Genomic DNA, 11,489 nt, shown 5'->3' on the forward strand with positions numbered 1-11,489 from the left:
GCGCGATTACGTCGAAAGGGTCGGCAGATCGAGCCCCTTGTCCCGGGCGCAGTCGATCGCGGTCTCATAGCCCGCATCGGCATGGCGCATGACGCCGCTTGCCGGGTCGTTCCAGAGCACGCGCTCGATCCGCCTGGCCGCTTCCGGCGTGCCGTCGGCGACGATCACCATGCCGGCGTGCTGGGAATAGCCGATGCCGACGCCGCCGCCATGATGCAGCGAGACCCAGGTCGCGCCGCTGGCGCAGTTGAGCAGCGCATTGAGTAGAGGCCAATCGGACACCGCGTCCGATCCGTCCTTCATCGCCTCGGTCTCGCGGTTGGGGCTCGCCACCGAGCCGCTGTCGAGATGATCGCGGCCGATCACGATCGGTGCCTTGAGCTCGCCGCGCGCCACCATCTCGTTGAAGGCAAGGCCGAGACGATGCCGATCGCCGAGACCGACCCAGCAGATCCGCGCCGGCAGGCCTTGGAACTTGATGCGCTGCTTGGCCATGTCCAGCCAATTGTGCAGATGCTTGTCGTCAGGCATCAGCTCCTTGACCTTGGCGTCGGTCTTGAAGATGTCCTCGGGATCGCCCGACAGCGCAGCCCAGCGGAACGGCCCGACGCCGCGGCAGAACAAGGGGCGGATATAAGCGGGCACGAAGCCCGGGAAATCGAAGGCGTTCTTCAGGCCCATGTCCTGCGCCATCTGGCGGATGTTGTTGCCATAGTCGAGCGTCGGGATGCCCTGCGCATGGAAATCCAGCATGGCCTGGACGTGCTCGACCATCGAGGTCTTCGAGGCGCGCTCGACCGATTTCGGATCGGAGGCGCGCTTGGCTTCCCATTCCGCGAGTGTCCACCCCTTGGGCAAATAGCCGTTGATCGGATCGTGCGCGCTGGTCTGGTCGGTGACGATGTCGGGCCTGACGCCGCGGCGCACCAGCTCCGGAAAAATCTCCGCGGCATTGCCGAGCAGGCCGACCGAGACGGCCTTCTTCGTCTGCGCGGCGTCGGCCATGATCGCGAGGGCTTCGTCGAGGGTCGCGGCCTGGCGATCGAGGTAACCGGTACGCAGCCGCATCTCGATACGGCTCGGCTGACATTCAACCGCGAGCATCGAGGCGCCGGCCATGGTCGCGGCCAGCGGCTGCGCGCCGCCCATGCCGCCGAGACCAGCCGTGAGAATCCATTTGCCGGCGAGGCTGCCGCCATAGTGGCGCCGGCCGACCTCGACGAAGGTCTCGTAGGTGCCCTGCACGATGCCCTGGCTGCCGATATAGATCCAGGAGCCCGCCGTCATCTGGCCGTACATCATCAGGCCCTTGCGATCGAGCTCGTTGAAATGATCGAGCGTCGCCCAATGCGGCACGATGTTGGAGTTCGCGATCAGCACGCGCGGCGCATCCGCATGGGTGCGGAACACGCCGACCGGCTTGCCGGACTGGACCAGCAGCGTCTGGTCGCCTTCCAGTGAGCGCAAGGCCGCCGCGATCCGGTCGAAGCTGTCCCAGTCGCGCGCGGCGCGGCCGATGCCGCCATAGACCACGAGCTCGCTCGGGCGCTCGGCGACATCAGGATCGAGATTATTCATCAGCATGCGCAACGGCGCTTCCGTCAGCCAGCTCTTGGCGCTGATGTCGCTGCCGCGGGGAGCGCGGATGATGCGGTCATTGTCCAGTCGGCGGTTCATGCGGACCTCTCATCAAGTCTCGGAAACGGGTCGGATGGAAGTGCGGTGATCGCGATGGCCGGCAACGCATCGGCTTCGATCAGCGCAGCGGCTTCGGCGAGATCGCCGGCCATGTAACGGTCGGCGCCGAGCGCGGGCACCTGCTCGCGCAGCTTGGCAACGACGGCAGCAAGCGGCGCGCTGGTCGCATGAGGCGCGCGCAGCGTGATGCCTTGCGCCGCGACCAGAAGCTCGATGCCGAGGATCGCGGCGAGATTGTCAGCCATATCCGACAGCCGCCGCGCAGCATGCGCGGCCATCGAGACATGATCTTCCTGGTTGGCGCTGGTCGGCGTCGAATCGATCGAGCAGGCAGCCGCGCGCTGCTTGTTCTCGGCATAGAGCGCGGCCGCCGTCACCTCGGCGATCATGAAGCCGGAATTGATGCCGGGATCTGGCGTCAGGAACGGCGGCAGGCCGAAATTGAGCGCAGGATCGACCAGCGTGGCGATGCGGCGCTCGCTGATGGCGCCGATCTCCGACAGCGCGAGTGCAATCGCGTCGGCGGCGAAGGCCACCGGCTCGGCGTGGAAATTGCCGCCGGAGACGATCTCGCCGGTCTCGACCAGCACCAGCGGATTGTCGGTGACGGCATTGGCCTCGACGATCAGTGTGCGCGCCGCTTGCGTGATCAGGTCGAGCGCGGCGCCCGCGACCTGCGGCTGGCAGCGCAGGCAATAGGGATCCTGCACGCGCTCGTCACCTTCGAGATGCGACAGACGGATATCACTGCCATCGAGCAGCGCCGTCAGCGTCGCGGCCGCGGCGATCTGCCCTGCATGTCCGCGCAATGCCTGGATCTCGGGCCGAAACGGCGCCGTTGAGGCCATCGCCGCGTCCACCGATAATGCGCCGGTCACGAGAGCGGCGCGGGCCAAGCGGAATGCGCGCAGCACGCCTGATATGGCGTAGGCGGTCGAGAACTGTGTGCCGTTGATCAGCGCCAGCCCCTCCTTGGGGCCGAGCGTCAGTGGCGCCAGGCCGGCAGCCTCGAGCGCATCGGCGCCGGACACGATCTTCCCGTCAACGATCGCCTGGCCTTCGCCGATCATCACCGCCGTCATATGCGCCAGCGGCGCAAGATCGCCGGAGGCGCCCACGGAGCCCTGCTGTGGCACCAATGGGTAGACCTGTTGGGCCAGCATATCCTGCAACTGCTCGATCACCTCGCGGCGCACGCCGGAAGCGCCGCGACCGAGCGAGACGATCTTCAGCGCCATCATCAGGCGGACGATCGGCTCCGGTGTCGGCTGGCCGACGCCGCAGCAATGCGAGACGATGAGATTGCGCTGGAGCAGCGCGGTCTGATCGGGCGGGATGCGCTTCGACGCCAGCTTCCCGAAGCCTGTGTTGATGCCATAGACCGGTGCGTCGGCGCGCGCCGCCTTCGCGACGATCTCCGCCGCGGCCTCGACGCGCGGCCAGAACGAGGCATCGAGCACGACAGGAGCTCCCTCGAGCACGCGCGCGAGATCGTCGAGGCTGACCGCTCCCGGCTTGACGACGATGGTCGCGCCCGGCCCTGTCACTGTCCCCTCCATACTCGGCGTTGCAGAGGGTTGAAGCCGATGCGATAGACCAGCTCCGCGGGACGCTCGATGTCCCAGATGGCGAGGTCGCACCATTTGCCGGCCTCTAACGTACCAGTCTCCTCCAGCACGCCGAGCGCCCGCGCGCCTTCGCGGGTGACGCCGGCAAGGCATTCGGCAACTGTCATCCTAAACAGCGTCGCACCCATGTTCATCGCGAGCAGCAGCGAGGTCAGCGGAGAGCTGCCGGGATTGCAATCGGTCGCGAGTGCCATGGGGACACCAGCCTTGCGGAACGTCTCGACCGGCGGCTTCTGCGTCTCGCGGATGAAGTAGAATGCACCGGGCAGCAGCACCGCCACGGTACCCGCCTTCGCCATTGCGGCGGCGCCGGTCTCGTCGGTGTGCTCGAGGTGATCGGCCGAGAGCGCCGAGAATTTCGCCGCAAGCGTGGCACCACCGAGGTTCGACAGCTGATCGGCATGGAGCTTGACAGGCAGTCCAAGCTCCCGCGCCGTCTCGAACACCCGCGCGGTCTGTTCGGCCGAAAACGCGATACCCTCCATGAAGGCATCGACGGCATCGGCAAGGCCGGCCTTCGCGACGGCCGGCAGCATCTCGTTGCAGACGAGATCGATATAACGGTCCTTGTCGCCGGTGGCCTCCGGCGGCAATGCATGCGCGCCCAGGAAGGAAGTGCGAACCGCAACGGGCCGTTTCTGCCCAAGGCTGCGCGCGGCAGAGAGCTGGCGCATCTCGGTTTCGGTATCGAGCCCATATCCGGACTTGATCTCGATCGTGGTGACGCCCTCGGCGATCAAGGCGTCGAGCCGCGGCAACGCGCTCGCGACGAGCTCGGCTTCACTCGCCTTGCGCGTCGCCGCCACCGTCGACACGATACCGCCGCCGGCGCGCGCAATCTCCTCGTAGCTCGCGCCCTTCAGGCGCAGCTCGAATTCGTGCGCGCGATTGCCGCCATAGACGAGATGGGTGTGGCAATCGACAAGGCCGGGCGTGATCCAGCGTCCTTCGCAGTCGATCCGTTCGGTGGCATCGGCATCTGCCGGGAAATCAGTCTGCGCGCCCGCATAGACGATCCGGCCACCGTGCGCCGCGATCACGCCGCGGTCGATCTCGCCCAGATCGGGACGGTCGGCCCGCATCGTGGCGAGCCGGGCATTATGCCAGATCCTGTCGAAGCGCTCTGCCATGCAACGGTCCCTTCGCGTGGGATGCTTGACTTATATGTCTAGACATATAATCGTGAGATCGTTCTGTCCAGCCGGCGTGTAACCATGACCCGACTGCATTTCGCCTCCGCGCTCCTGCCCTCGGGCTGGGCCAATGACGTGCAGGTGGTGATCACCGCCGGCGCGATCGCGGAGGTGACGCCGGGCATGACGCCTTCCGCCGGTGATGAGCGTCACCAGATTGCGGTTCCGGGGTTGGCGAGCCTGCACAGCCACGCGTTCCAGCGCGGCATGGCAGGCCTCGCCGAATTGCGCGGCGACAGCACCGACACGTTCTGGACCTGGCGCGAGACGATGTACCGTTTCGCGCTGGCGATGACGCCGGACGACGTCGCGTCCGTCGCAACGCTTCTGTATGTCGAGATGCTGGAGCACGGTTTTACCCGCGTCGGCGAATTCCATTATCTACATCATGATCGCGACGGCGCGCACTACGCCGACCTCGGCGAGATGGCCGCACGCATCGCAGAGGCTGCCGAAGCTTCAAGCATCGGGCTGACGCTGTTGCCGAGTTTCTATGCGCATGGCTCCTTCGGCGGCGCGCCGTCGCATGCGGGCCAACGCCGCTTCATCTGCTCGGTCGATCAGTTCGCCGCGCTGATGGCCGCCTCGCGCAAGGCCATCAGCGGTCTGCCGGGTGCCAATATTGGCATTGCACCACACAGCCTGCGCGCGGTGGCACCTGACGAACTCGCGGCGATCATCCCGCTTGCCGATGGTGGGCCAGTGCACATTCACGCCGCCGAGCAAACGAAGGAAGTCGAGGATTGCCTGGCCTGGTCGGGACAACGTCCGGTGCAATGGCTGCTGGAGCACGCGCCGATCAATCCACGCTGGTGCCTCATCCACGCCACGCACATGACGGATGCGGAGGTCGCGGCGTTCGCGAACACCGGCGCGGTCGCAGGTCTCTGCCCCATCACCGAGGCAAGCCTCGGCGACGGCATTTTCCCGGCGCGAGAGTTTCTCGCTGCCGGCGGCGCCTTCGGTGTGGGCTCCGATTCCAACGTGCTGGTCGGCGCCGGCGACGAATTGCGCCAGCTCGAATACGGCCAGCGGCTCAAGCACCGCCAGCGCAATGTGCTCTCCAGCGGGGCCGGCCGTTCGACGGGGCGCACGTTATTCGACCACGCACTTGCGGGCGGCGCGCAGGCGCTGGCGCAGCCGATGGTCGGCCTCGCACCGGGCGCGCGCGCCGACATCGTCACGCTCGACACGACGCATCCTTCGCTGGCGGGGCGCACTGGCGATGCAACCATCGACGGCTGGATCTTCGCCGCATGCGATGGCGCGATCGACTGCGTCTGGGCCGGCGGCAACAAGGTCGTCGAAGGCGGCCGGCACAGGCTACGTCAAGCCGCGCGCGAAGGTTTCAACGCGGCGGTGCGGAGGCTCGTCGCATGAGCCTCGTAACCGATGGCGACAAGCCGACGCTGTATAAGCGCATCCGCGCCGACATCGAGAAGCGCATCCTGACCGGCGAGTGGCCGCCGGGCCATCGCATTCCGTTCGAGCACGAGCTGGTGGCCCGCTACGGCTGCTCGCGCATGACCGTGAACAAGGCGCTGTCGGAGCTGGCGCAAGCCGATCTGATCGAGCGGCGACGGCGTGCCGGCTCCTTCGTGCGCCGCCCGCAGCATCAGTCGGCGGTGCTCAAGATCGCCGACATCCGCGCCGAGATCACGGCGCTTGGCCGCACCTATGGCTATGAGTTGATCGGCCGCAAGCTGCGCACCGCGACCGCCGCCGATCGCGACCGTCTCGGTGTCGGGAAGGCCGGCAAGGTGGTCGCGATCGCCTGCCGGCACAGCGCCGACAAGGTGCCCTTCGCCGTCGAGGACAGGCTAATCGATCTCGCATCGGTGCCGGATGCCGCAACCGCGGATTTCTCGCGCGAGCCGCCGGGCTCCTGGCTGCTTCACCATGTCCCATGGACGGAGGCCGAGCACACGATCAGTGCCATCGTCGCGGACGACCGCACGGCGGAGGCGCTCGACATCGCCGTCGGCGCCCCCTGCCTCGTGATCGACCGCTATACATGGCGCAGCGCGCGCACCATCACCGCGGTGCGCCTGCTCTATCCCGGTGACTCTCACCGCCTTGTCGCCCGATTCAAGGGAGGCTGAGAGGAGAATGTCGGCACAATTCGTGCAATGCTTCGGGCAACGGTCCGCACGGACCGACAATGATCAACAGGACGTCAATCCATCGATCGGCAAGAGGACGACAAACATGCGCAGTTCAAAAGTATTTGCGACGATCATTGCCCTCGCGGCCTCCACTCCCGTGCTCGCCGACGACGTCAAGGTCGGCGTCGGCATCTCCGGCTGGACCGGCTTTGCACCGCTGACGCTGGCGCGGGAGGCTGGCATCTTCAAGAAGAACGGGCTCGACGTCACCATCAAGAAGATCCCGCAGAAGGACCGGCATCTTGCCATCGCCTCCGGCGACATCCAGTGCGCAGCGACCACGGTCGAGACCTGGATCTCCTGGAACGCCAATGGCGTTGCCACCAAGCAGATCTTCCAACTCGACATGAGCTATGGCGCCGACGGCATGGCCGTGCGCAACGACGTCACCGCGATCAAGGACCTGAAGGGCAAGACCGTCGCGGCCTCCGCGCCGGGCACCTCGCCGTATTTCGCGCTGGCCTGGATGCTCAAGAAGAACGGCCTCACGACGAAGGACGTGACCGTGGTGAACCTCGAGCCGGCTGCGGCCGCGCAGGCCTTCGTCTCCGGCCAGAACGATGCCGCGATGACCTATGAGCCATACCTCTCGACCGTGCGTGCCGCGCCCGACAAGGGCAAGATCATCGCGACCACGCTCGATTATCCGATGGTCATGGACACCTTCGGCTGCACGCCGAAATTCCTGACGGAGAACCCCAAGGCTGCCAAGGCCCTCGCCGACAGCTATTTCGAGGCGATCGAGGTGATCGCCAAGGACCAGGCCAAGGCGTACGAGATCATGGGCGCCGACGTGAAGCAGACCGCCGAGCAGTTCGGCAACTCGGCCAAATACCTGCGCTGGCAGGACAAGGCCGCGAACCAGAAATTCTTCGCCGGCGACTTCCTGACCTTCAACAAGGAGGCCGCCGAGCTGCTGCTCGAGATCGGCATCATCAAGGCCGCACCCAAGGTCGAGGACCTCTACGACGCGAGCTTCATCAAGTAAACTTCGTCGAGCCGCCGGTTCCGCGCAATCGCGGGACCGGCGCATGATCGACCTCTCGGATAAATAGTCTGATGCGTCCTCTGGACCCCGTTACATCGAGGCAGCGCGCGGCCTATGGCCTTGCGTTCTTCGTGCTGTTCGTCGCCCTCTGGTCGTGGGCGACGTTCGGCGGCCATGTGTCGAAGACCTTCCTCGCCAATCCGCTGACCATGGTCCAGGAGGGCGTCGAGCTGCTCACCAAGCACGGCTTCCTCTACGACATCGGCATGACGATCTGGCGCGTCGTCGGCGGCTTTGCGCTCGCCGCCATCATCGCGGTCCCCCTCGGCGTGCTGATGGGAGCGTACAAGCCGGTCGAAGCGTTCCTCGAACCGTTCGTCTCCTTTGCGCGTTATCTGCCCGCCTCCGCCTTCATCCCGCTACTGATCCTGTGGGCCGGCATCGGCGAATTGCAAAAGCTGCTCGTCATCTTCATCGGCTCGGTGTTCCAGCTCATCCTGATGGTCGCTGTGACCGTCGGCGCCACGCGGCGCGATCTGGTCGAGGCCGCCTATACGCTGGGCGCCAGCGACCGCGGCATCATCCGCCGGGTGCTGCTGCCCTCCTCCGCGCCGGAGATCGCCGAGATCCTGCGGCTGGTGCTGGGTTGGGCCTGGACCTACGTCATCGTCGCCGAGCTGATCGGCTCGTCCTCGGGCATCGGCCACATGATCACCGACAGCCAAGCCCTGCTCAACACCGGCCAGATCATCTTCGGCATCATCGTGATCGGATTGATCGGTCTGGTCTCGGACTTCCTGTTCAAGGCGTTCAACGCCTGGCTGTTTCCGTGGAAGCTCGCATGACGACGCTCAGGATCGAACAGGTTTCGCGCACCTTTCCTGCGCGCCATGGCAACGCGCCGACCAAGGCGCTGGAGCCGACCGATCTCGTCATCGGCAACAACGACTTCGTCACCATCCTCGGGCCCTCCGGCTGCGGCAAGTCCACGCTGCTCCGCATCGTCGCAGGCCTCGACCGTCCGACCAGCGGGCGTGTCACGCTTGACGGACGCGAGGTGACCGGCCCGGGCGCCGATCGCGGCATGGTGTTCCAGTCCTACACGCTGTTTCCCTGGCTGACGGTGCGCGAGAATATCGCCTTCGGCCTGCGCGAGCGCGGCGTCGGGCAAGACGAGCGCAACAGAATCGCCGACGCTTTCATCCGCCAGGTCGGCTTGTCCGGTTTCGAGAACCACTGGCCGAAGCAACTGTCCGGTGGCATGCAGCAGCGCACGGCGATCGCGCGCGCGCTTGCCAATGATCCGAAGATCCTTTTGCTCGACGAGCCCTTCGGCGCGCTCGACAACCAGACCCGCGCCCTGATGCAGGAGATGCTGCTGGGCATCTGGGAGCGCGACCAGAAGACCGTACTGTTCGTCACCCATGACATCGAGGAAGCCATCTTCCTCGGCAGCCGCGTCATCGTCATGAGCGCGCGTCCTGGCCGGATCAAGGCCGAGATCAATGTCGACCTGCCGCATCCGCGCTCCTACAAGATCAAGACCACGCCGGAATTCGTCCAGCTCAAGGAACGGCTGGTCGAGGAGATCCGCACCGAGGCGCTGAAGGTTGCCGAACATGCCTGACACTCCGCCCCGCACTGAGGGGAAGCGCGTCCTCGCCGACCTCAACGCGCTCCGCGCCATCGGCACCTACAAGACCGGCGTGCACAAGCCGACCTTCTCCGAGCCGCACAGGCAGTCGCTGGACTGGCTGGCGCAGAAGCTGCCCGATGCGGGCCTCTCCGCCGCAATCGACGGCGTTGGCAACGTCTTCGGCACCAGCACGAAGCCGGGACCGAAACTGCTGGCGGGCTCACATCTGGAAAGCCAGAATTATGCCGGCTGGCTCGATGGTCCGCTCGGCGTCGTCTATGCGCTGGAGGCCGCGCGCGTGCTCAACGGCGATCCTGCGTTCAAGGGCGCGGTCGAGGTCGCCTGCTGGTGCGACGAGGAAGGGCATTTCGGCAGCTTCCTCGGCTCGCGCTCCTTTGTCGGGCAAGTGACCGAGGCTGAGATCGATGCCGCGCGCGACCGCACCAGCGGCCGCACCATGCGCGAGGCGCTCGCCGACATGGGTCTTTCCGGACGGGCGCGCGTCACCGCCGAGCCGGGCCGGCACGTGGGATATCTGGAGGCGCATATCGAGCAGGGCGACACGCTCGAAAGCGGCCGCCTCGCGATCGGCGTCGTGACCTCCATCGTCGGCATCTGGCAGTACAGGATCAACTTCGCCGGCGAGCAGAACCACGCCGGCACCACGCGCATGGCCGTACGCAAGGATGCGGGGCTGGCGCTGGCCAAGTTCTGCGTCGCGATCGACCAACGTTTCCCCGAGACATGCGGTTCGCGGACGGTTTGGACCACCGGTCGCATCACGCTCGATCCCGGCGCGCCGAGCATCATTCCGGGTGGCGCAGAGATGCTGTTCCAGATCCGCGACGACGATCCGGCCGTCATTGCGCGGTTGGAGCAATTGCTGCGCACCATGGCCGACGAGGTCAACGCGAAGGGCCCCTGCACCGTCACTATCACGAAGCTGCGCACTGGCGCACCTGCGATGATGAACTCCGGCTTTCAGGATGCAATCGAAGGGGCGAGCAAGGCTCTGGCCGGCGGACGATCCATCCGCATGCCCAGCGGCGCCGGCCACGATGCGCAGATGCTCGCCACCGTGATGCCGGCCGCCATGCTGTTCGTGCCGTCGATCGGCGGCATCAGCCATCACTGGACCGAGAACACAGCGGATTCCGATATCGTCACCGGCGCAGAGGTGTTCGTCGACGCCTGCAGCCGCATTCTCGGCGGCTGAGCGTATCCCGTCGTCATCGACTGCTCGATGGCGGCGGATCGGGCGTGGCACCGAGCGTCTCACGGCGCCACGCGGCCGGGCTGACGCCGACGATCGAGGAAAACACGCGCGTGAAGTGACTCTGGTTGGCGAACCCGGCCGAGATCGCAATCTCCGTCAGCGGCAGATCGCGAACGGTCATCAGTTGCTTGGCGGCCTTGACGCGCTGATGCAGCAGCCATTGGTGCGGCGGCATGCCGACGGAGATGCGAAACGCCCGGGAAAAATGGCTGACGGAGAGGTCCAGCTCGGTCGCGATGTTCTGGAGCGAGAGCTTGCCGCCGAGGTCGGATTCCAGCCTCTCGCAGGCGCGCTTCGCCTGCCAGGACGCAAGGCCGCCGCGCGCGGGTTCGGAGGACTTGCGCGCAAGTCCTCCATAGGTCTGGGCGACATGGGCCGTCAGCCCAAGCATCATGTGGTCGATGAAAATCTGGTTGGCCTCGTCCGGCCTGCGCAGGCCTTTCCGCAACGATGCGCCGATGTGACGGATTGTTTCGTCGTCATGTGCAATGCCGACCCGGCAGTCGAGTTCGTCGATCCGCGGCGCATTGCATTGATCGGAGATGTTGTCGAGCGCCGAACGGGGAATGTAGAAGTGAAGGGAGTGGAATGGCTTGTCGATGACATAGCGCGGATCGCGCTTGAGGTCGTAGAGATATGTCGTGCCGGCGTGGACGTCAGCCTTCGTGATATACTTGCCGTCATCCCAGAGCTCGCAATCCGGGTAATCCCGAAGTTTCAGGCTGACGAGAAAGGCGTCTTCGGCGGCGAACGAACCGGACAGACCGGGCACCGGGCGATCATTCCGAGTTTCGGTCACCGCGAGCTCGGTACTGCGCAGCGAGCGCGTGACCAAGGCAGGCGGCGTTTCCTTCAAACGAAGGAACTGCCCGAGCCTCTGTCCATAGGCGCCTGGCTGGCTCATC

The 11,489-nt window shown here is 65.8% G+C and carries 10 protein-coding genes; 6 read left to right on the forward strand and 4 right to left on the reverse strand.

What is annotated here, in order from left to right; genetic code table 11:
• Positions 1-6: 6 nt before the first annotated feature.
• The 3 genes from hutU to hutI are packed head-to-tail and all read right to left on the reverse strand — an operon-like array spanning position 7 to position 4,456.
• Positions 7-1,677 (reverse strand): urocanate hydratase, encoded by a 1,671-nt coding sequence (gene hutU / locus LPJ38_RS33030; RefSeq protein ID WP_145629353.1) that lies wholly within the window; start codon positions 1,675-1,677, stop codon positions 7-9.
• Complete coding sequence (hutH, locus tag LPJ38_RS33035) at positions 1,674-3,257, reverse strand: histidine ammonia-lyase (protein WP_167520274.1); 1,584 nt, start codon at positions 3,255-3,257, stop codon at positions 1,674-1,676. The genes hutU and hutH overlap by 4 nt, the downstream gene beginning before the upstream one ends.
• Complete coding sequence (gene hutI / locus LPJ38_RS33040; RefSeq protein ID WP_145629357.1) at positions 3,242-4,456, reverse strand: imidazolonepropionase; 1,215 nt, start codon at positions 4,454-4,456, stop codon at positions 3,242-3,244. Before hutI ends, hutH begins: the two co-directional genes overlap by 16 nt.
• A gap of 84 nt (positions 4,457-4,540) precedes the next feature.
• On the opposite strand from hutI, the gene LPJ38_RS33045 reads away from it, so the two are divergent.
• The 6 genes from LPJ38_RS33045 to LPJ38_RS33070 all read left to right on the forward strand — a co-directional run bounded on the left by LPJ38_RS33045 (position 4,541) and on the right by LPJ38_RS33070 (position 10,524).
• Positions 4,541-5,899 (forward strand): formimidoylglutamate deiminase, encoded by a 1,359-nt coding sequence (locus LPJ38_RS33045; protein WP_145629359.1) that lies wholly within the window; start codon positions 4,541-4,543, stop codon positions 5,897-5,899.
• Positions 5,896-6,621, forward strand: coding sequence for a histidine utilization transcriptional repressor HutC (gene hutC / locus LPJ38_RS33050; protein WP_145629361.1), 726 nt, complete (start codon positions 5,896-5,898; stop codon positions 6,619-6,621). Before LPJ38_RS33045 ends, hutC begins: the two co-directional genes overlap by 4 nt.
• Positions 6,622-6,727: 106 nt before the next feature.
• The gene (locus tag LPJ38_RS33055) at positions 6,728-7,672 is read left to right on the forward strand and encodes an ABC transporter substrate-binding protein (RefSeq protein WP_145629363.1); all 945 of its coding nucleotides are present in this window, start codon (positions 6,728-6,730) and stop codon (positions 7,670-7,672) included.
• A gap of 71 nt (positions 7,673-7,743) precedes the next feature.
• Positions 7,744-8,517, forward strand: a complete 774-nt coding sequence (locus tag LPJ38_RS33060) for an ABC transporter permease (RefSeq protein ID WP_145629365.1) — start codon at positions 7,744-7,746, stop codon at positions 8,515-8,517.
• The gene (locus LPJ38_RS33065; protein WP_167520275.1) at positions 8,514-9,299 is read left to right on the forward strand and encodes an ABC transporter ATP-binding protein; all 786 of its coding nucleotides are present in this window, start codon (positions 8,514-8,516) and stop codon (positions 9,297-9,299) included. Before LPJ38_RS33060 ends, LPJ38_RS33065 begins: the two co-directional genes overlap by 4 nt.
• Positions 9,292-10,524 (forward strand): Zn-dependent hydrolase, encoded by a 1,233-nt coding sequence (locus LPJ38_RS33070; protein ID WP_145629368.1) that lies wholly within the window; start codon positions 9,292-9,294, stop codon positions 10,522-10,524. Before LPJ38_RS33065 ends, LPJ38_RS33070 begins: the two co-directional genes overlap by 8 nt.
• 13 nt (positions 10,525-10,537) lie before the next feature.
• Here the strand turns inward: LPJ38_RS33070 and LPJ38_RS33075 are convergent, their stop codons facing one another.
• Positions 10,538-11,488, reverse strand: coding sequence for a helix-turn-helix domain-containing protein (locus LPJ38_RS33075; RefSeq protein ID WP_145629370.1), 951 nt, complete (start codon positions 11,486-11,488; stop codon positions 10,538-10,540).
• Between the last annotated feature and the right edge of the window lies 1 nt (position 11,489).

The organism is Bradyrhizobium daqingense, from assembly GCF_021044685.1.
Taxonomy (GTDB): Bacteria; Pseudomonadota; Alphaproteobacteria; order Rhizobiales; family Xanthobacteraceae; genus Bradyrhizobium; species Bradyrhizobium daqingense.